Annotated in this window: 17 protein-coding genes; 6 read left to right on the forward strand and 11 right to left on the reverse strand. The window is 60.8% G+C overall.

What is annotated here, in order from left to right; translation table 11 throughout:
• Positions 1 to 9: 9 nt before the first annotated feature.
• Entirely contained in the window at positions 10 to 2787 is a 2778-nt protein-coding gene (locus tag FN976_RS20510; protein ID WP_145894929.1) for a DEAD/DEAH box helicase, read from the forward strand.
• 311 nt (positions 2788 to 3098) lie between these two features.
• On the opposite strand, the gene FN976_RS20515 is transcribed toward FN976_RS20510, so the two are convergent.
• From FN976_RS20515 to FN976_RS20530, 4 genes are all read right to left on the reverse strand, one after another.
• Positions 3099 to 3404: a hypothetical protein gene (locus FN976_RS20515; protein ID WP_145894930.1), complete on the reverse strand. Its 306-nt coding sequence runs from the start codon at positions 3402 to 3404 to the stop codon at positions 3099 to 3101.
• Between the two features lie 165 nt (positions 3405 to 3569).
• Positions 3570 to 4769, reverse strand: coding sequence for a DUF1444 domain-containing protein (locus FN976_RS20520; RefSeq protein ID WP_145894931.1), 1200 nt, complete (start codon positions 4767 to 4769; stop codon positions 3570 to 3572).
• 37 nt (positions 4770 to 4806) lie between these two features.
• Positions 4807 to 5073: a hypothetical protein gene (locus tag FN976_RS20525; RefSeq protein ID WP_145894932.1), complete on the reverse strand. Its 267-nt coding sequence runs from the start codon at positions 5071 to 5073 to the stop codon at positions 4807 to 4809.
• A gap of 168 nt (positions 5074 to 5241) precedes the next feature.
• A complete protein-coding gene (locus tag FN976_RS20530; RefSeq protein ID WP_145894933.1) occupies positions 5242 to 5670 on the reverse strand; it encodes a helix-turn-helix domain-containing protein in 429 nt (142 codons plus the stop codon).
• Between the two features lie 168 nt (positions 5671 to 5838).
• On the opposite strand from FN976_RS20530, the gene FN976_RS20535 reads away from it, so the two are divergent.
• The 4 genes from FN976_RS20535 (at position 5839) to FN976_RS20550 (ending at position 11299) form a co-directional block, all read left to right on the forward strand.
• On the forward strand, positions 5839 to 6591 hold the full coding sequence (locus FN976_RS20535; protein WP_145894934.1) for a PIN domain-containing protein: 753 nt from the start codon (positions 5839 to 5841) through the stop codon (positions 6589 to 6591).
• A gap of 51 nt (positions 6592 to 6642) precedes the next feature.
• On the forward strand, positions 6643 to 7998 hold the full coding sequence (locus tag FN976_RS20540) for a hypothetical protein (RefSeq protein ID WP_145894935.1): 1356 nt from the start codon (positions 6643 to 6645) through the stop codon (positions 7996 to 7998).
• Between the two features lie 560 nt (positions 7999 to 8558).
• Positions 8559 to 9545, forward strand: a complete 987-nt coding sequence (locus tag FN976_RS20545; RefSeq protein WP_222432859.1) for an SIR2 family protein — start codon at positions 8559 to 8561, stop codon at positions 9543 to 9545.
• An 83-nt stretch (positions 9546 to 9628) separates the two neighbouring features.
• Positions 9629 to 11299: an ATP-binding protein gene (locus FN976_RS20550; RefSeq protein ID WP_222432860.1), complete on the forward strand. Its 1671-nt coding sequence runs from the start codon at positions 9629 to 9631 to the stop codon at positions 11297 to 11299.
• Positions 11300 to 11528: 229 nt separating this feature from the next.
• Here FN976_RS20550 and FN976_RS20555 read toward each other — a convergent pair whose 3' ends face one another.
• From FN976_RS20555 to FN976_RS20575, 5 genes are all read right to left on the reverse strand, one after another.
• Positions 11529 to 13157 carry a serine/threonine-protein kinase gene (locus FN976_RS20555; RefSeq protein ID WP_145894938.1) on the reverse strand — a complete coding sequence of 543 codons (1629 nt, stop codon included), beginning with the start codon at positions 13155 to 13157 and terminating at the stop codon, positions 11529 to 11531.
• A complete protein-coding gene (locus FN976_RS20560; RefSeq protein ID WP_145894939.1) occupies positions 13138 to 13893 on the reverse strand; it encodes a hypothetical protein in 756 nt (251 codons plus the stop codon). The genes FN976_RS20555 and FN976_RS20560 overlap by 20 nt, the downstream gene beginning before the upstream one ends.
• A gap of 9 nt (positions 13894 to 13902) precedes the next feature.
• A complete protein-coding gene (locus FN976_RS20565; protein WP_145894940.1) occupies positions 13903 to 14736 on the reverse strand; it encodes a vWA domain-containing protein in 834 nt (277 codons plus the stop codon).
• A gap of 74 nt (positions 14737 to 14810) precedes the next feature.
• Positions 14811 to 15296 (reverse strand): thermonuclease family protein, encoded by a 486-nt coding sequence (locus FN976_RS20570; RefSeq protein ID WP_145894941.1) that lies wholly within the window; start codon positions 15294 to 15296, stop codon positions 14811 to 14813.
• A 40-nt stretch (positions 15297 to 15336) separates the two neighbouring features.
• Positions 15337 to 17349: an ATP-binding protein gene (locus FN976_RS20575; RefSeq protein ID WP_186511047.1), complete on the reverse strand. Its 2013-nt coding sequence runs from the start codon at positions 17347 to 17349 to the stop codon at positions 15337 to 15339.
• Between the two features lie 346 nt (positions 17350 to 17695).
• Here FN976_RS20575 and FN976_RS20580 point away from each other — a divergent pair, with 346 nt between their 5' ends.
• Positions 17696 to 18556 (forward strand): hypothetical protein, encoded by an 861-nt coding sequence (locus FN976_RS20580; protein ID WP_255440638.1) that lies wholly within the window; start codon positions 17696 to 17698, stop codon positions 18554 to 18556.
• Between the two features lie 191 nt (positions 18557 to 18747).
• Here FN976_RS20580 and FN976_RS20585 read toward each other — a convergent pair whose 3' ends face one another.
• Together FN976_RS20585 and FN976_RS29795 are read right to left on the reverse strand one after the other, a co-directional pair.
• A complete protein-coding gene (locus FN976_RS20585) occupies positions 18748 to 19002 on the reverse strand; it encodes an AbrB/MazE/SpoVT family DNA-binding domain-containing protein (protein WP_145894943.1) in 255 nt (84 codons plus the stop codon).
• 23 nt (positions 19003 to 19025) lie between these two features.
• Positions 19026 to 19313, reverse strand: coding sequence for an AbrB/MazE/SpoVT family DNA-binding domain-containing protein (locus tag FN976_RS29795; RefSeq protein ID WP_432417880.1), 288 nt, complete (start codon positions 19311 to 19313; stop codon positions 19026 to 19028).
• Positions 19314 to 19683: the final 370 nt, after the last annotated feature.

The raw sequence follows: 19683 nt of genomic DNA on the forward strand, positions 1-19683 counted from the left end.
GTCGGCTGAGTGACGGCTGAGATTCAGTTCCAACCTGGCGAGCGCATCACCCACCACGAGCACGGCCAGGGTGTCGTCCTCGACTCGGCGCGTGACGGCTATTTGCGCGCGTTCTTCGGCGTCGGCGAACGCCGGGTGCCGGTGGCGTCGCTGCGGCGCGAACTCACTCGCACCGAGCGCATCCTGCGCGCCGTAGATGGCGGCGCGGAGCGGTCCCGCAAGGCATGGCTGTCCTATGAGGCGCACGCGCTGCCGGTGATGGAAAGCGCCTCGGCGCTGACCTCGGCCAAGATCGACCTGCTGCCGCATCAGGTAGTGCTGACGCACCGCATCGCCACCGCCTCACCCCGGCGCTACTTGATCGCCGACGAGGTGGGGTTGGGCAAGACCATCGAAACCGCGCTGATCCTGCGCGAGCTGGCCAGCCGGGGTGAATTGACCCGCGCGCTGATGGTGGTGCCTGCGGGCCTCGTGAACAACTGGCACCGCGAGCTGAACGAGGTATTTAACCTCGACTTCGAGGTGTTCGGCTCCGAAGGCGACATCACCGACCGCAAGACCAATGCCTTCGCCAAGCATGACCGGCTGATCGCCAGCATCGACACGCTGAAGCGCCCGGCGCGCATCAAGCGCCTGCTGGATGCGCCACGCTGGGATCTGGTGGTGTTCGACGAAGCGCATCACCTCACAGCCTACAAGACCGGCGGCAAGGTGCGCAAGACCGAGAACTACAAGCTGGCCGAGGCGCTGAAGGATCACTCGCGCGACCTTGTGCTGCTGTCGGCCACGCCGCACCAGGGCAATCACTTCCAGTTCTGGATGCTGGCGCAACTGCTGAACCCGACGCTGTTCCGCAGCCCTGAGGAGATGTTGGTGGAGCGGCACCGCCTCAACACGGTGATGTTCCGCCGTACCAAGGCGGACGCTTGCCAGCCCGATGGCTCGCCACTGTTCGCGCGGCGCTGGGTTCACACCGAATCCTTCGTGATGAACCAAGCGGAGCGGCTGTTTTACGAGAAGCTGCGCGAGTATCTGGAGGACGGCTTCGATCTCGCGCGCCGTCAAGGCAACCAGGGGCGCGCGCTAGGCTTCCTGATGGCGATCTTCCAGAAGATCGCGGCATCAAGCTTCGCGGCCGTCCGCCGCACGCTCAAGCGCCGCCTGCTGATGCTGACGCTGCACGAGGCGCTTCTGCGCGACAAGGAGCTGGACATCGAGGGCCGCGAGCGCCTGACCGAAGAAGCGCGCGAGCTGATCCACGAGGAGTTCGGCCTGTCGCGCGACAGCGTCGGGCGCAGCGCGGTGGACCGCGTGCTGGCTGATCTGAAGTACCGGCTGGTCAAGAAGCTGGACGAAGAGGCACTGGAGATGGCCTCTGACCCTTACGGCAGTGAATATTCAGCCACACACGCGGAAGAAGCCGCGTCGGCGGTCGTGGATCTGCATCTGCCGGAGGAGCGTCTGCGCATCGGCGACCTGCTGCGGGTGTTCCCGGCAGAGCGCGAAACCAAGATGCAAAAGCTGCTTGACGGATTAGGCACGCTGTGGGGGCAGAACCCCAATGAGAAGATCGTGATCTTCGCCACCTACCTCGGCACGGTGGACATGATCGCTCGCGAGATCGAGCAAACGTTCCCCGGTCAGGGCGTCGCCGTGCTACGCGGGGGCGACCACGGTGCGAAGGTGGCGGCAGAGCGGCGCTTTCGCCTGAAAGACGGCCCGCGCGTGCTGGTCTGCACAGCGGCCGGACGAGAAGGTATCAACCTGCAGTTCGCGCGCGTCTTGTTCAACTTCGACCTGCCGTGGAATCCGATGGACATGGAGCAGCGCATCGGGCGAATCCATCGCTATGGACAGAGCCACACCGCGCAGGTCTACAACCTTGTGCTGTCGGACACCATAGAAGGCCGCATTTTTCTGCTGCTCGACGAGAAGCTGACGGAGATCGCGCGCACGGTCGGCAAGGTGGATGACCAGGGCAACGTGGCGGAAGACCTGCGCGCACAAATTCTTGGGCAGTTGTCGGAACGATTGAACTACGACCGGCTGTATCAGGAGGCGCTGTCCGACCCGGAGCTGAAACGCACGCAGGTGGAGCTGGAGGCGGCGCTGTCGAACTCTCGCGAAGCGCGGCAGGTGGTGTTCGACCTGTTTCAAGACCTTGACGGCTTCAGCCTTGACGACTACAAGCCCTTCTCGGACGTGTCGTCCAGCTTGGATCGGCTTGTGCGCTTCCTCTCCGCGGCGGTAGCGGATCGCCAACAGAAGCTAGTCAAGGTGGACGACGCAACCTACGACCTCGTCACCGCCGAAGGCACACGCCACGCCCGGTTCACTCTAAGCCGTGAAGCTGCGACCAACCAGGACGATCTGCAACTGATGGGCTTGGATCATCCGCTGGTTCAGGACGAACTGGGCCGCTGGCGCAGCGTGCCGCCCGAGGAAGTCGGCATCGCCGTGTCCGGCAACGTAGACGAACCGGTGCTCCTTTCGCTGTGGATGGTTGAGGCATCCGCGGGCCAAGGCGAGCGCCGCGTGGTGCTCCAGCCCATTGCCATCAAGCAGGATGGAACGAGGGTCCCGGCAGTCGAACGGCATTGCGAACAGTATCTGCAAGCACCGACGACTTCACCGACATTCTCACCGGAGCAACGACTGGAACTTTTCACACGCGCCGTCGAGCCTACGCTGCAGCGAGAACTCAAACACAAGGGTGCTGCGACCGGAGATGGCAGCTACTCGGCGGAATTGATTGGCTACGTAGAGGTTGTTGGTCCGAGTGTGTAGTGCCCGCCGCTTGTTCTGTCGAGAAGGCCAGAACCGGGCCCGTAGTTGTTAAGGCATTTCACCTTGGAACGGAGGAAGCCCAAAATAGTCCAGCCCCTTGCCTGACGCTTCAAGGTAGTCCTCGTAAAACCTCGTGGACGCAGGGTACGCCGACGAGGCGAATCCTGGTCCTCCTTAGGCCAGGATGACCACGACGCATACGGCACCGGCCACGAAAGGCAGCGGCGCCCCGGCCGGCAATGACGATGCTGCGTCCATCCGGTCACACGACGGCATGGCGCGAGGGAGGGCTCGGTGGCCTGGCCCATGGGCTAGCCTCGCTGCAGACGGAAGTCAAAGTGCGCACCCGCGATCTCGCCCAGGTTGCGTATGCCGTCTTGACTGGCCTGGCTGGCGACGCAGTGCCATCGAGCGGCCAGGGCCATGGTGTCGGCGTCCAGGTCTACCGGCGCACTGTCATTAGCGGACCTCCATGCCATCAGCGATTCGGCGACCGCCTCAGGCCCACCGAGCGCGCGTTCCAGCGATTCGGCGCAACGCTTCTCCGCTTCGATGCGCCGCACTGCCGGAAGCTCGACGGTATCGATAACGAGGGCAACGGTGTAAGGGTGTTCCATGCATTTCTCCAGCGCCCATATCGGCACTGTAAAAGCGTACAGTACACTCTCCCTCCCGGCACGGAATTTACCTTTCCGCGGGGTGCGCAGGTGGTAGCCAGACTGTTGATGTGCCGTTGATGCGCCCCCTGCCCACCAGAAGTTTCATGAACTTTCGACGGATCGCTACAGGGGCGCGGGCTCCATGCGGGCCACCGTCGCCTCGTCAGGATGATTCGTGACTTTGAACCGCGGCAGTCGATATGGCAGGCGCTCCAAAAGATGTCCTGCCTCTCGCTCAAACGCCTGCCACTTGACGGCGCGTGGATCGCCCTTCTTCTTGCTTGGGTCAATGAGCATCACAACGTCGGCGCGAGGAAGCCATGTGTCTACCCCCACGCTCAAGGTGCAGAAGCTCACGAGCTGACCATCCTCCTTCTGCATCAAGGAATGGGAGGCGACAAAGACGTCGATCCCTTTCGCTTGGGTGAAGTGGTCCAGCGCCGCCTTCTGTTCGTTGTAGTCACTTGCCACTTGCTGCTTCTGAAGGCTTCGCAATTGTTGCGCCGCGTCCCCGATGGTCGGGATCCACGGGGACCACTGTCCATCGATTAGCCTCAGCATCTCGGCGCTCAACGGACGGCTCTCGTTGTGCAGGAAGTGCTGCGCTATGCGAATCATCCCCACTAGCGCCTGGTCACTCCGGTCACTGGCAACCAGCAGGCAACTTCGATTGGGCGCCATCACCACCGGATTGCCGGTGATCGCCAACTGGTGGATGTGCTCATGCAGCAGCACCCGGGCCGCGTCGTAGTAGTCCCCATAGTTCGACTGGTACAACCCCGGAACCACCTCCTGAAACGCAGGCGGTGCCTTCTGCCGAAGGTTGTCGATGGCGACCACGCGAGCCTCCTCCAGTGTGACGCCCCACTTCTTGAACTCGGCGTCGGAGACGGATGCGATCCCATGTTCCGTGTCGTACACCACGGCAATCCCAAGCTCGTCGGAGAACGGTTGGCATCCCTCAAGCGGAAGATCGCCGCCTTCGATGCCGGAAGAGATCCGCGCAATCTCCAGCCCGCCAAGATGGCGCAGGGCTGGTAGCAAGTTCGGCCTTGCCGTAGCGAAGTCGTTGGGGAATTCGGTAGGCAGAACGCCCTGCGCGAAGACATGCAGCAACTTCTCGCGCTCACCGCCGTTTGCCCTGACATAGTCCGTATAGAAGTTGGCGAGGGAGATCACCCCGTTGTCGATGCGGATAACGTTCTGTTCGGCGTCGTAGTGGAACTGCATGCCTGGTCGAAGTTGATGCATCCTCCCAATCAGCTCCGCGGCCGCTGCGGCTGGCGTCGGCTTTCTTGAGAACAACTTCTTCAGAAAGGACATGCTTCGCCTCCGTCCGGGAAATGTAATGCGAAGGATTCTATTGGCTTGGCGGCGTGCCAAGCTTCACCAATTCGGAGGACGCCGTCGGCGCGCTGACCGCGCTGTTGCCCGAAGCGCCGGCTCCGGCGTGATGCCCACCGGCAGCCAGCCAGTCAGACAAAGCCAGGTAGGCGACCTCGATGCCGACCATGCTGGAAGGGCGGCGGCGCAGACGGCGCGTGCAAGAACGCATCTCGTGACGGAGGCGGTCGAACTCGCACGCCCAATGTTCGGACGTGGCAGGGGTGGAGGGTGCGGTGTTCATGGCTGCATCGTGCCGGCCTTGCTGTAGGCGGGCGATGACGCAGTGCGCGGCTTTTCTGTGCGCTATTTGCCCTGGATCGAGACGGAGATGCCGCTAGCAAGAACGCGCTCGATGTCACGACATGACGGCAGCGGTCAGGCCACGCTTCCCGCCAGCCGTCCCTATGGTCTAGACCAGTTCCGCAAGCCGCTTCGTCGCTTCCCGCTTGCCCATCCTCCGGAGCGCAGCGATAGCGGGTAAGTACGACCGGCGAGGCTTTGCTTTGCCAGACTCCCACTTGTAGACGGATAGCTGCGATGCGCCAATGAGCTTGCCAACGTCTGAGGCAGAAAGCCCTAGGCGCTTGCGATGCTGGGCGAAGCCTGCTGCGCGGAAGCGAAGGCCTTCGTCGTCCTGGGGCCCTTGTAGGGATGTCCGCGGAGCCTTTGGCTCCACACGCCTAACCTGCTTCTCCAACGCAGCAACCTTCCGCTTTAAGGTGGCGATCTCGTGTCGGTAGGTCGCGACAGCCTTCTTAAGGCTCGCTGTCTCTGACTTGAGTTCCTTGCGGGCGAGGCGCGTGATTTCGTCCTTTAGGACAGATGCGATATTGGGCATAGGCCGATTCTGCCTGAGTGGCCTACTCTTTCTGGCAGCTATCGCCGACAGCCGTGATGGGCGAGTTGGAATCTCCTTGCGACGCAGCTTCGTGCAGTCCAAACGCTGGCTGCAAAGCGCAGCGTGATCGAGTTGCCATCCGCATTGCCAGCGTGAGCAGCGTGCGGCATGATCCAATTCATGGCTCACACGCTATTGCTGTTGGACTACGAAAACGTTCCCAAAGTGGACTTGTCCGTTCTGGACGAGGGATTCAGGGCGGTGATTTTCGTAGGCAGGAATCAAGAGCCTCCGAGGGCATCTAAAAGCAAGCAGAACGCCCACCGTTTTGCACGTGTCGATTTTCAGAAGATTGATGGAATGGGCAAGAATGCCCTGGACTTCCACATCGCCTTTCATCTCGGGCGTCTATTTGAGACGTCACCCGAGACTGAGTGCATAGTGATCGCAAAAGACAAGGGCTACGATCCTTTGCTTGCGCACCTGAACAAAAATGGGATGAAGTGCCGCCGCGTCGCAAGCTGGGACGATCTTGTGGCAGCGCGAACCGGCTCGGACTCGACGCCAAAGGTGGATGGGTCATCCGCGCAAGTCGGAGCGGCAATAGAGGTACCTATCGCGGAGCTGACTGTCTGCTCAAGGTGCAAGAAGGCGAGCACTATCGAGCATCATGGCGGCCGCTGGTGTACCAATTGCGGGCGCTTCGCTGCACCTCCGGACCCTGCGCTCCTTCCGTCGGCAAAGATGAAGCAAGGAAGTGGCAGTCTGGCGTGGGGTCGTACAACTGCGCGGGTGACTCCAGAATCAGAACGCGAATTGCCGGAGTGCGGGTGGTGCAACCGCCGGAGCGACATGACAGGTGGCATCTTCGATGATGGTGAATGGATGTGCGGGCACTGCGTCGCGCGCTATGCCACGTAGGACCGATCGAATGGGGTTCATCCACTGGCATCCGACTACCCTCCTGAGACAATGAAAATCCACTACTACGTCCCCGACGGTATCAAGAAGGCTCAAGTACGTGACGGCGCTGATTTACGCGAAACAACGCCACTCAGCGTCGCTCCACTGACCGCCGCCCGCGTACAGGCCGCGGCATGCGATTCAGGCTACGGCAGTGCACTCTCGTTGTACGGTGCATCGAGTCCAGACTATCAAGACTTGCAGAGGCATCTACGCGCGCGCGCACGAATGGTTCTGACCACACTGCGTCGCATACCGCCAGATGACTATGCCCGCGCGGGCTTCTCCGACGTGTTGGATGGAACCGAACTCGGTGATCTAGGCTTTCTGCTAGGCGGAATCTGTGCACGATTGGCGGCTGAGGCTTGGATATCAAAGTTTCACAAAGGATGGGATCTCAAGCATTTCTGGCATCGAAGTGTGTATGCGGCGCGAGCCACTGCCAATGCCCGCACAGTAGACTTTTCTGGAGGCACCCTTGCTACCAAGAACGCGGACTATCTTCTTGTCCGCAAGTCCAAGAACAGCAGCGCCCTTCGTTGGCACGCGGTTGAAGCGAAAGGCACCCATGGGAATGAGGATTGGGGTGATTTGAACCGCGGAATCGAACAAGCCAACGAACTTGCAATGGTTGTCGATGAAACGCGTGTTCATGCCCTCGGCGACTACCTGGTGGCGCAGGCCCATTTCGGGTCAACTTCGTCTGGCGTCCGACCGTTGAGGCTTCTAACAGGATCGCTGATCGACCCGCCCCCTTCCCCCAGGGGGAAGAGATCACAAATTTATATCGTACCTGCACTAGCAGAGCTGCGCTCCTTCATCATGTCGGCGGACCAGTTCCGGCTACTGGCCAGAAGCTCCGGGGTCGAGGTGCCGGGCGGTGCCATTTCCTCAACCAATTCAGTGTTTGCTCGTCTTGAAGGTGGCGAAAGAACGCGCCTCGTTGTGGCAACCGTGGTCCTCGCTTTGAGAAATCAAGCGCAAGAGTTGCTCGCTGCAATCGAGGCTGTTCTCGACGCAGCGAGGCTCCTCGAGCAAAGAGCAGAAGGTCGGATTGATGGCCACTTTTGGGCGGCTACCCGATCAGTCTTGCTCGCTGGTCCTCTTTCGGAAGCCAATCGAACGATCGGAGTGCAACTGATTGACACAGTAAGCCGAAGAACGCCGCTCCAAGACAATGACCTTAGAAGGCCACTCTGGATGAAGGCCGCCAGATTGCTAGTCGCGGCGTCTATACCAAATACTGGGTCAGCGCGAGAGCTGACTTCGAGGCTGCGGAACGGATGTGAAGTGATCCGAGAGATGTCCCGCTCCGAAGGTTGGTTCAGCACATCCAATGGGGCTCTCGCCTTTTCTGGCGACTGAGGTTTTCCACCGACTCGGGTCGGCGGCGTTTCCCGTTTGCGCACCACTCGACCTAATGCTGACTAGCGACAACAATCAGTTTTCGACACTGAATGCGATCTGTGGCGTGCTTCGACGGCACCGAAATGAGGCCGCGTAGCTGCTCCGATGAGCCGATGATCTTGCGCAGGGAGGTAAACCTTCGTTGCGCTGAAGAGGCGCACGCAATATCATTGATGAGCAGAGCTGGGATCGTGGCCAGGCGAATCTAGCAGCAAGAGAAGTTTCCTTGGCAACGTTGCGGAGTATGCATGGCGCCTGAATCACCGACCGCTGAGACGAACGCTTCTAGTGCTCCCGTAGCTAGTGACGAGCTCCCTCCGGCAACTTTTTTTGATGCTGGCGCTGCCGCCTGGAGGCAACTCGCGCCCAAGTTATCCGTTGAGGGTGCTGCGCCTGAGGAGACGCGGCGTGCGAGAGAAGGCCTGCAGGCCTCCTTGCTCTCTTCCCTTCAAATGCAGCATGTCATGGTGCTTGCCGGAAGTGGAACGTCACTGGGTCCGGTGACTAGAGGCCCCTCAATGGGCAACCTTTGGCAATCGTGTGTATGCGGCAAAGGTAGCGTGCCGACGGCGGAGGCGGCGTCCGTAATTCAGGGAGTGGGATACGACGCGACGGCCGACGGTGAGAATATCGAGGGGCTGCTATCGAGGTGCGAAGCCTTCTTGCAAGTGAACGCGAGTCCGAATGTCAAGAAATTCGTTGAGTCAGCCCGGAAGTCCATTCTGGAAGAGTGCAGTGGGTTCTTAGGTCCAGATTCGGACAGTCAACTTGCGGCGCACAGAACGTTTCTGCATAAGCTTTCGCGACGCCGCACGCGAGATTCTCGGTTGAAGGTGTTCACCACGAACTACGATGTCTGTTTCGAGTCGGCGGCCTCCAAGCAAGGACTGATACCGGTGGATGGATTCTCATTCACGCAACCTCGAACGTTTGACCCTAGATTCTTCAGTTATGACATCGTTCGGAGGCCACTAAATGGGGAAGACTCAGGAGCTCCGCTTGAAGGCGTCTTTCTTCTATTCAAGTTGCATGGCTCTGTGGATTGGGTTCGGTCCGAGAACGCCGATGTAGTTATCGGCAAGCCATCACCGGAATCTGCATGTCTCATATACCCTGCGCGCGGAAAGTACCAACAATCCTATGTTCAACCTCATTTAGAACTGATATCCCAATACCTATCGTCCTTGCGCAATCCAAACACCTGCGTGATTGTCACCGGCTTCGGGTTTCAAGATGATCATCTGTCAGAGCCGATCCTCAGTGCAGTAAAGACGAATCCGCACCTTCGACTCGTAGTCGTCGATCCGTGGGCGCATGAACTGGTGAAAAGTACTGAGGAGCGTCACAAATACTGGCGACGCTTGTTTGATCTAGCCGGTAAGGGGAGCGACGTTTGGCTTATCAGCGCGACGTTTGGCGTTTTTGCTGACCTGATTCCTGACCTGAAGGCCCTTACTCCTGCAGAACGCATCTCTCGTGACATCAAGCAGATCGCGGCGCACTAATGGCGAGAGGAACTACTTCAACCAATCAAGACTTCTCTGGTGGAATACTGCGGCCTGAACTATTCATCGGGATCCTGTCGTCAGTGACGGCGCAAAGCGTCCGGTTAAATCTGGAGAGCGGAGGCGCTCCGAGCGGCGTTCACTTTGACGGGGCGCGCTACGGAATAGGCGAGGTCGGGGAGTTTGTTCTCATCGAGGGTCAAACGGCACTGCTGCTCGGTCGGATGATTGAGGTTCGTGTTCCTGAGCAGGATAGAAGGAAGTTGGACCCTTCGAGAAACTCATCATCACTCGATGCTGTGGGTACTATCCAGCTTCTAGGTTCAGTGTCAATGGCGTCTCTCCGAGTATCGGCAGGGGTTGACGGCTACCCCAGGCTCGGGGACCGGGTCTATGCCGCTCCTCATCAGTTCATCGCCGACCTTCCGCGGCTGATGGAACCAGAAGAAAGGCCTGGTCAAGTTCTCATAAACCTCGGTGCTGTCGATGGCGCAGCGGACGCGGAGATCTCTGTAAAGCCGGAGAAGCTTTTTGGGCGGCACTGCGCAATTCTTGGAGCGACCGGAGGCGGAAAGAGTTGGACTACCGCTCGTATCGTGGAGGAATGCATCCGCTATCGCAGCAAGTTGGTCCTGCTTGACGCTACAGGCGAGTACCGGGGATTCAATGGGCAGTTTGTGACCAATGTGCACCTGGGGGTTCCTGTTGAAGTCGCGCAGGGTTCGATCTCAGCGGAACTGCCAGCGACGTCGTTCTCCGAGTCGGATTTCATAGCCCTATTCGAGCCTGCTGGAAAGGTTCAAGGCCCGAAGCTGCGAAGCGCAATCCGAAGTCTCCGATTGGCCGCACTTAAACCCGAAATCGCTGTCAGCGGATTGATTGTGAAGGCCGATCAGCCAAGAGCCCCCTTTGTGGAGGCTCTCAGAGATTCGCGGATCCAGGCTGCAATCGACGACCCCACTCAACCCTTCGACGTCCTAAAGCTGGCCCGCCAGATTGAGTTGGAATGCGTTTACCCGCACGCTACAAGGTGGGTGAACAAGGAGAAGGTGCAAGATACCAGTCACTGGGGGCCCGAGTCGGGCGACTTTTCGTTCTGTCTAACTTTGGTCGGGCGGATAAATGCGATTGTCAGCTCTCCTGCGTTCGCACCGGTCTTTCGACCAAAGGGAAAATCGCTAACTGAACTCACGTCTGAGTTCATGTTGAGTGATGCCCGATTGTTCCGGGTTTGCCTCAGTGGCATTTCGTATGAGTACAACGCACGAGAGATATTCGCGAATGTCATTGGACGGCATCTGCTTCTGGCCGCTAGGAAGGGGGCATTTAAGGCGGTACCCCTTGTCGTGATCGTTGACGAAGCGCACAACTTTCTCGGGCGCCACATTGGTGGCGAGGATACCGTTGCTCGACTTGATGCTTTTGAACTGGTTGCAAAAGAAGGTCGAAAGTACGGACTTACGGTGTGCCTAACTACCCAGCGCCCGCGCGATGTTACCGAGGGCGTCCTTAGCCAGATGGGTACGCTCATCGTTCATCGTTTGACAAACGACCGTGATCGCGAAGTCGTCGAGCGAGCCTGCGGAGAGATAGACAGGTCGGCCTCAGCATTCTTGCCCAATCTCAAACCCGGGGAGGCTGCAATCATTGGAGCTGACTTCCCAATTCCGCTCACAATTCGCATTTCGCCACCCGGGGTCGAGCCTAAATCGGAAGGACCGAGTTACCAGCAACATTGGCGTCTGCCTGGCTAGCGACGGAAGCTTTTACAGTAGATCAGCTAGTTCGCTGACTAACGACAATAGTGCATTTTCGGTAGCTAGCGAGCTAGCGACCTTTGAGGGAGCTCCGGTTCCGCGATTCCGACACAAGCAGCCTGCTATCTCTCCGGTTGATTCGGTAGGCCCATCTCCGACCAGCGCTCCAATCGAAGGCACCGAGTCTTCCGAACCCCCGCCAGCACCGAGTGGTTAGGGGAGCGGTTCAACCAAAGAGCCACTTGAACAGCCTCTCGACGACGCCAGGCTGTTGCGGTGGCGGCTGGTAGGTGTAGCGGCCTGACGCGCTCGAAGGAGGAGCCGACGGAGGCGCGCCCGATGCCGCTCTGATCTTTTGCAGCACCTGGGCGTTGGGCGATACCGGCTGCGCGGCGGCGGGCGAGGAGGGGCTCGGCGCCGCCCCGGAGACGCCTCTGATCTTGTCCAACGTCTGCTGGTTGCTCGATTGGCTGCTTGGCTTTCCGGCGGAGAAGGCTCCAGCCGCCTTTCCCGCTCCGGCGAGCCGATACCGCGCCTCCTGCTCCGTGATCTGGGACAGCGCGCCGGATGCTCCGACGGTGATGGAAAGGTGCGAGTAGCGAAACTTCTTGTTGACGAAGGGCGGCTCCATGAGGCCTACGACGCTGACCCATTTTCCGATCCAGGAGTCGTCCGGCCTCGACTTCAAGAGCGCCAGGCCGTCCGACCAAATCGACACCTTGAAGATGCTGCCTTGCCAAGGCCCGAAGTTGACGAAGATGTAGGGCTTCCCGTTTCGCGCCTTGTCTTGCTTGACTTCGACGATGCGCCCGATCACCTCGACCTTGTCGCCCACGACGCGCAGGCAGGCCGCGTAGTCGGTGGCCAAAAGCACCGGATATGCGCCGATGTAGCCCGGCCGTCCGGCGACGGTGATCGATCCGGGCCTCGGCGGCGAGATGACAACCTGAATCTGAGGGATGTTTCTGCCCGCCAGAAAGTCCGCCAGATCGGGAGCAAGTGCCATCGGCGACTTGCAGACGGCGGCAAAGTTCTTAGCGTGCGTCGCCAGGCTCGGGTTCTTGGCCACGAGCGAAAAGGCGGGGGAGCTTGCCGGGTCGTGGAAGTCGTTGAACCGAAACACGATCCCGGTCTCGTCCGAGCTGGTCTTGTCCCACAGCGACGCGTCGGCTTGAAGCGCGCGAATCGAGAGCGAGAGGGAGATCAGCGAGAAGCGATCGAGCGTCGCGTCGAACGGATTCAACGCCTTGCGCTGAGGATGCTGGAAGTTGAGGTTGCCCAACTCCGCGCTGCCGAGGCTCTTGATTTCATCGACGAACATCCCGTCGTAGTCGATCAATTGCACCGACGAGCCGTCGCGACTTACCATCAAGTTTTCGGTCGACAAATCGCCGTGAGCTACGCCCTCCCTTTGCATGAACGCCGCGAGCTGAATCAGGGCGTCGGCCAGCTTTCCCAGCGCCGAGGGGTTTCTCAGGTTGTCGTCGAGAAACGCGAACAAGGGGGTCCCGCTGGCCCACGCCATCTTGACGACGGGGTATGGTGCGCCATCGACTCGGATGCCTTGCGGCTGGAATTGGAAGTCCAGGAAGTAGGGCGAGCGCAGGCTAGCGAGTTTCTTCGAGATCGCGGCATAGCGCCGCTCCAAGCCCTTTGATTCCCGATGGAAGCAGCGGACGGCGAACTTCCCGCGCGGCGCGGTGACCGTGTAGGTCAGCGCGAAGCCGCCGCTGATCGCCAACGGCATGCCGATCCCAGTCGTTGCGAGCTTTCCGGCGCGCAGCTCCGGGTCCGCCAGCAACTTCGAGTGGGCCGAGAAGGCCTGGTTGTATTGCTCAAGGGTGGGGTAGGGCATCCGCGTCCTCCCCAGCGTCGAATTTCAAGATCGCCAGCGTCGAGTCGTCCACGCGCATGCGCTTCGCCTCGCGCTCGGCGACCACGAGCGCCGCGAGCTGCTCCTCGCTTCTGATCGCCAGGAGCTCCCCAAGGCGCGCGGGGTCCTCGCTCGCCATCTTGAGCGTCCATTCCCCCAGGGCGTCGGTCATGCACAAAAGCGTCGGATCCGGAAACGCGGCCAAGTCGATTTCGAGGCGCGCTAGCACGTCGAAGCCGGGCGCGCGCGCAAACTCGTTGTGAGTCGGAATCGTGGAGAGTAGGGTGGGCCGCTCCTTGAACTTCTCCGGGTCGTCCAGCGGCCACGCCCGAACGATCTCGGAACCCACCACGAGCGCCGCGACCGTGTCGCCGACGCCGAAGAGCGCCAAGCGGCCCGTGGCTGCGTCGTGCTCGACGGACAGCAGTGTGGCGAAGCACCCGCGTCCATAAGCGAGCTGCTGCGCCCAGCCCATCGCGGCGAAGTCGTGTTCGCTCAGGTAGGCCGACACTGCGCTTTGAAGCCACTCCTCGCCGAACCCGGGGTCGTCCGAGAACTTGCGCGCCAGCAGGTTCGCCCAGACACGCGAGTCGTAGGACTCGCTGGCTCCGTCGCTCATCGCAAGGCGTTGGCCATCGGCGGAGAAGACGCACGCGTCCTCGTTCGTCTCCGGCCGGTCAAGTTCCTTCGCGCAGGTCCCTGCGAAGAGGGCGCGCATCACGTCGAATCAGCGAAGCTGGGACGCGCGCGTGCCGATGTCGAAGAAGTCGACGATCTCTCCGGCTTCGGCATTGAACATGTAGCCGCGCGACTCCGGACTCACGTTGTAGCCCTTGTCTTTCGCGAATGTTGCCATTTGCGGAGGAAGGGCGCTCGACATCCGAAACAGCAGCTTCGCGTGGTTGTCCGGCAGGCCCGACTCCGAACCGGGAAACTTGATGGTGTCGGAGGCCAGGGCGCTCACGTGGATGTTCATCACGACTACCGATCCGTCTTTGGTGCTGAGCTGCGCCAAGCCCGACGCGATCTCCTCCGGGTCCCCATCGCCGGACTCGCCGTCGGTGACGTGCAGGACCGTCGGCGGGTAGCTTTCGGGATGCGCGTCGCACCAGGCCGCGAGCTCCTCGGCCGCCTTGGCGAGCGCGGCGCGCATGGGCGTTCCACCGTCGGCGCGAGGCTCGAACCAAACCGGGAACTTCACCGAGGTCTCGATGACGCCGCCCGCTCCGTCGTCCATCTTCTTCTTGCGGTCCTCGACGCGCGTCGGGTTTTGCTCGATGGCCGAAATCGGGTTCATCACGCGGGAGCCAAGAGCGCCCGAAAAGCCGTTGTCGACGCCGCGCCCGCCGTAGCCGATCACGCCGATCTCGAAGTAGTCCCGCACGCCGTCGGACCTGGTCGCGCGGCCAACCAAGTTCATCAGCGTCCGGTTCAGGGCGTCGGCGACGAACTCGGACTTGCTCTTGCCGATGGACATCCGATCCGACATCGATCCGGACTGGTCGACGACGAAGAGGAATGCGGTGGGATTGCCTCGGGTGATCTGAGCTTCGTGGGACATGGACCAAGCCTCCTTTTGTTACATTTTGCGATACTATTGTCGGGCAAAGTCGCGAGCTGCGGCAACAAAGGCGTCTAGCGGCGGTCTCGGCGATAGGCCCAAGGAGCCAATGGCTCGTCGTCTCTCCAAAGCCCCGAGCGCCGATCGCGCGCTTCGCTTTCGGCTGTCGCGTAGGCCGCGCGATCTTCGGCCAACTGTTCGCGCTCATAGTCCTTGTAGTGCCATGCGAGCCCGAGCGCCACTTGCCGCAGGTTGCAGTCGACGCCACCCACGACCACCTTGGCAACCAGCCTGCCGTAGCGATCCACCTTGGAGCCGACCAAAACCGCTTGACGGCCGAACGCGCAGTCGGATAGAGCCCGCTTGGATCGATCGCCAAACGCCTGCGACTTCTCCGGCGCGTCGATGCCCGCGAGCCGAATCCTGCGTTGGGAATGGTCCGCTTCCAGAACCGTTAGAGTGTCGCCGTCAGACACTCCAACGACGAGCCCCGACGCGTCGGCGTCCGCGGTGGCGGACGCAATGGACAGCAGGGCGGCGAGAAGGATCCTGGCGGTCATGGGGTCTCAACGCGCGGCGACGCGAGCCGGTTGATCCCGGCTAGGCCGATCTTGGCTCGTCGCCCGAAGCGGGTCCTTCGGCGGCGCCGGGCTCCGCATCCTCAGGGGCGCGGTCAAGCACGCCTTCCAGATATTTGGCGTAGTGCTCTTGGAGATGCTTGAGAGACGATCCCTTGTCGGCTTGGTATTCGAGCTTCTCTTGGTAGAACTGCAATCGGGCGCGATTTTCGTCGATCACCTGCGCCCATGTCTTCAAGAATATGGCGACGTTGTCATGGCGCATGATTTCGCCGTCGCCTTTGCCCACGCGAAACTTGCCGACCGGCCCGAGATCGTCGCTGATCGCCCAAAACTGCCACTGCACATCAACGTTGCGAAAGCGCTCGTCGGCCGTGACCGAGGCCGCGTAGCCTTCGATCTGCGAGATCTCGTCTCGATCGAGCTTGACCTTGGGAGCTTTGAGCTCGACGACCAAGTGGGCGAGGCTGTTGGCGCGATGCCGACGCATGGCTTGGGAGAGCATCAGGTCCACAATCCCGCGTTCTTGCGAGACGTGCTTGACGGGGGCGTCGATGACGATGTCGTCGCCCAGAAGCTTCTTGTGCTTGCGCAGCACTTCCGTGAGCGACTGGTCGTCCACCGACAGGCTGAACTCCTCGCCGAACAGCCAGGTGTTCTGCGCGAGGATGCGATGCAGTTGGCTTCGCTCTTTAAGCCGCTTCTTGGGCTCAGCGTCGAACAGAATCGCTTCGAGGCCCGACAGGAACCGGAGCCGGTCGGCCACGACTTTGGCCGAGCTGATGATCGCTGATAGGGACACGTCCCGAAGCAGGTCGGCCAGCTCCTCTTGCTTGCGTTTGGGCAGCTTTAGGACCTCCGACAGGATCAACTGCAGCTCCTCGGGACTCTTCTCGATCGCTTGGCGCAGCATGCGCAGATGCAGCGCCTTGTTCTGCTTGTGGCCCTCTTCGAAGTCCGGGAGCAATCGCGCCACGTTTACGGCGACGATGTCGAACACTTGCCGCTCAACCTGCTCGACCTGGGTCTTTGGCTCCTCGTCGAACGGGTAGACGCGCTCCGCCTTCCACTCTTCGACGTAGCCGCGCGCCGCCTGCGCCGCGCGCTGCCGAAAGTAGTCCTTGATCAATCTCACCGACTCGTCGATCGCGGCCACCAGGGGCGCCTGCATTTCGGCGAGCTCCACGGTGCCCTCCTTCTGCGCCGCGCTCAGGTAAGACGTTTCGAGGTAGGCCGTGAACTGGAAGTCGCCGACATGGAAGCGCCTGTCGGCCTGCGCCAAAGGGAAGCGCTTTTCGTTGCACAGGAAAAGCGCGCGATTGGAGACGCCCTTCCACTCGACGATTTCGAGCTTCGCCGAGTGGGTCACGTCACCCGCCTGGATGTCGGCCACGTTGAAGCTCTTCCGGTTCGAAATGACTGCCTTGGGGTCGATCCGGTGTCCACCGATGGTCACCTGAACGTCCGTGTAGTCCGCTAAGTAGAGCGCGAACACTTCGGTGAGCGAGTGCAAACCGGCTTCGCTCACGAAGGTGCGAAAGTCTTTGTGTGGTTCCGTGATCGTCAGCGTTACGCCGCGCTTTGCGCCGGGCGCTTCGGCCTCGTCGGAGATCGAAACGTGCCTGATGTCCGCCGCCGACATGGTGATCTTGTATGACCACGGCGCGCCGTCTTTGTCGTAGACGACCGCCCACTCCGCGTAGTCGCCGATTGCGAAGGCTTTGAAACGACCCCGGCCTTCTTGGCCGTGGAGGAAGCGTCCCGCGGGCGTTGACGCGCCAGGGCGCTTCCACGAGCCTCCGAGCCGCCTGAAATACTCGGGCGCCTTGTCGCGGGGAATGCCGGCGCCGTCGTCGCGCACCACGACGGTGGAGAGCGTGTCGAGTTCGTTGTAGTCGAAGGAGACGCCGACCTCCTTCGCGTCGGCGTCGAGGCCGTTCCAAATCAGCTCGGCGAGCGCCTGCACGGGCTTGGCACCCGTAATTTTTTTCAAGAAGTCCGGCTGGACTTCGACAGGATATTGCTGACTCGCCATGTGGCCGTCTCCCCTCGCCAGAGCTGTTCTTGCCGGCGCAGTGTATTCGGACAACATCAACGCGTTTGAGAGCTAGGCGGTTCCGCGCTCACGGGCGCCAGCCACGCCCGCGCCGCCTCCTCCGGTGCGAGGTCGCGCAATTTCGTGTCCCTCCACACCTCCACGGGCGCCGCTTCGAGGTCTGAGGTCGCGGCCGTGTCCAGCGCTCGCCCAGCCGTCCCGCGCAGCGGGCGATCCACTGGCTTGGCTGAGTTCGTCCACGGGGCCATGATACTGCTCAAACGGACAGTGTGTTTAAAAATACAGTGATGCCCTAGAATCCTCCGATAGGCATCTTCGATCAAGCATGGGCACGCCAGACGCGCCGCCGAGGCGGCACTACTACTCGATGCGCGCGGGCAGGCGCTCCGCGAACGAGGGATTCGCGCTTCCCGACTTCAAACGCTTCTTCCTGGCGACATTCGAGCGGCTGACCGAGGAGGGCCTGTTCCAGCAATGGTTCGGCTACACGTGCGTCGACGCCGGCGACGTGGACGGCCAAGCGGGTGGCGACGTTGGACTCTTCGTTTTCCGCAAGCTGCGGCGCATGAGCCTCTGGCCGATCCGCGATTGGTTGGACGCCTACGATGAGGACGACCTCTTCGACATCATCGAGTTCTTGCACGACCACGCCACCAAGGGCGTCGACGGCCACCACCACACCTACAACCAGTGCGGTTGGCATTACACGAAGTTCGACGCTCGGGCGGGCCGCGAAATGTTCCGCCGGGAGATGAACGACGTGCTCGCGGACTACGGCCGCGGCTACGAGATCTCCGCTTCCGGTGAGATCTTGACGCTCGCTGAGGACGAGTTCGCTCCCATGCTGTCGGCGGAGCTTCCGCACTCGGATGGCGCGAACGTGACCGAGCGGGTGAACGCGGCTAAGCTGAAATACAGGCGCCGGGCGTTGTCGGAGCGCAGGGACGCGGTGCGCGACCTGGCCGACGTGCTTGAATTTCTTCGGCCGGAGGCGAAGAAGGCGTTGCATTCGAAGGACGAGTCCGAGCTCTTCCAGTTGGCCAACAACTTCGGGATCCGTCACCACAACAAGGAGCAGAAGACGGACTACGACACGTCCATCTGGCTCAGTTGGATGTTCTATCACTACCTCGCCAGCATCCACGCCTGCCTGAGATTGATCGAGAAGGGCAAGGCGCCTTCCTGAGTGAGCTACAGGTGTGTGCGCTCCCTTGGAGCGTTCCCGTCTTCCTTTTTCGGCCAGAGACCGCACGTCATGAGCCGTCGGTTGCGAGGCAGGTGCTGGTTCGCGCATAGGTCCTGGCGCTCAGCACCAAGAATGTCGGCCCCGTCGATCTGAGCGACGAGCACCTCTGAAGAGAGGCGTGCGCAAAAGAGTCAGCTCTCTTCCGGTCCCACTGAGCCGGTTTCCGGCCAGCCAAAATATGCGAGTCCCTGGTCGGTGCGCTCCTTATAGGCCTCGTAGGTTTCATGGTCGTCCACACACGGGGCGGTCACACCTCGAATCCTGATCTCATTGGGCAGGAGGATGACGCGCACGAAGGAGCCGGCCCTGAAGCTGCAGGCGCGTGCTGCTTGGTCGGACAGAAGAACACCTACGCCGTCCGGCCATTTGCGCAGCTTCGTGGTCACCGTCCTCGGCTTTGCTGTGGCGCTCACCACTTTGCCCTCGGCAAAGGTGAAGGTGGTGGAGGCTCGACGTACTCGCCCGCTGTCAGTCGTCCCCGTTGAGGGCGCAGCCGTATGTCCCCTGAGTCCAACAGACGCAGCGCGACGGCCGCCCCCTCTTTAAGCCCGGCGGCTTCCAAGAGAGAGACGGGCAGTCGCACCGCGCACGAGTTTCCAATCCGGACAATCTTTTGCATGGGTCGTCTCCGTGTACACATTGCGAACACATGCAAATTGGGTTCATCCGCCCAGTGCCGCTTTCGGCTACCACGCATGCACCGTGCTCGTAAGGGGATTTCGGCATCTGTTGATGCAGCGCGGGCACTACTGGAGAGTTCCGCAAGCGGGCTCAAAAATGCAACATCGGAATCGGCAAAGTCATTTGTTTGCGCCAAGACCTCATGGGCGGATCAATGCATTTCTCGGAGAACAAAGTTTGCACCGAAAGGCGCTACACAGTGCTCCGAATGACAGTCGCGGCATTGGAGGAATATCAAGTCTCCACGCTGCTTCAGATTGCGATCAATGCGTATTTGCGTATCCGCAAAAGTCCACCTATGGCAAAGTCATTTAGATCTGACAAAAGCGTAGGTAAGACCGAAAATACGTCCTTGAATCCTCGAAGGTGCTGGTTCTTCACCAGCG

The sequence above is a fragment of the Caenimonas sedimenti genome, assembly GCF_007833165.1.
Lineage (GTDB): Bacteria > Pseudomonadota > Gammaproteobacteria > Burkholderiales > Burkholderiaceae_C > Ramlibacter > Ramlibacter sedimenti.

What these genes read in the sequence shown, in the direction of transcription:
- FN976_RS20515 (WP_145894930.1), bottom strand. Translation starts at nt 3,404, where the DNA reads ATGGAACACCCTTACACCGTTGCCCTCGTTATCGATACCGTCGAGCTT.
- FN976_RS20520 (WP_145894931.1), bottom strand. Translation starts at nt 4,769, where the DNA reads ATGTCCTTTCTGAAGAAGTTGTTCTCAAGAAAGCCGACGCCAGCCGCA.
- FN976_RS20525 (WP_145894932.1), bottom strand. Translation starts at nt 5,073, where the DNA reads ATGAACACCGCACCCTCCACCCCTGCCACGTCCGAACATTGGGCGTGC.
- FN976_RS20530 (WP_145894933.1), bottom strand. Translation starts at nt 5,670, where the DNA reads ATGCCCAATATCGCATCTGTCCTAAAGGACGAAATCACGCGCCTCGCC.
- FN976_RS20535 (WP_145894934.1), top strand. Translation starts at nt 5,839, where the DNA reads ATGATCCAATTCATGGCTCACACGCTATTGCTGTTGGACTACGAAAAC.
- FN976_RS20540 (WP_145894935.1), top strand. Translation starts at nt 6,643, where the DNA reads ATGAAAATCCACTACTACGTCCCCGACGGTATCAAGAAGGCTCAAGTA.
- FN976_RS20545 (WP_222432859.1), top strand. Translation starts at nt 8,559, where the DNA reads ATGGGCAACCTTTGGCAATCGTGTGTATGCGGCAAAGGTAGCGTGCCG.
- FN976_RS20555 (WP_145894938.1), bottom strand. Translation starts at nt 13,157, where the DNA reads ATGCCCTACCCCACCCTTGAGCAATACAACCAGGCCTTCTCGGCCCAC.
- FN976_RS20560 (WP_145894939.1), bottom strand. Translation starts at nt 13,893, where the DNA reads ATGCGCGCCCTCTTCGCAGGGACCTGCGCGAAGGAACTTGACCGGCCG.
- FN976_RS20565 (WP_145894940.1), bottom strand. Translation starts at nt 14,736, where the DNA reads ATGTCCCACGAAGCTCAGATCACCCGAGGCAATCCCACCGCATTCCTC.
- FN976_RS20570 (WP_145894941.1), bottom strand. Translation starts at nt 15,296, where the DNA reads ATGACCGCCAGGATCCTTCTCGCCGCCCTGCTGTCCATTGCGTCCGCC.
- FN976_RS20575 (WP_186511047.1), bottom strand. Translation starts at nt 17,349, where the DNA reads ATGGCGAGTCAGCAATATCCTGTCGAAGTCCAGCCGGACTTCTTGAAA.
- FN976_RS20580 (WP_255440638.1), top strand. Translation starts at nt 17,696, where the DNA reads ATGGGCACGCCAGACGCGCCGCCGAGGCGGCACTACTACTCGATGCGC.
- FN976_RS29795 (WP_432417880.1), bottom strand. Translation starts at nt 19,313, where the DNA reads ATGCGTGGTAGCCGAAAGCGGCACTGGGCGGATGAACCCAATTTGCAT.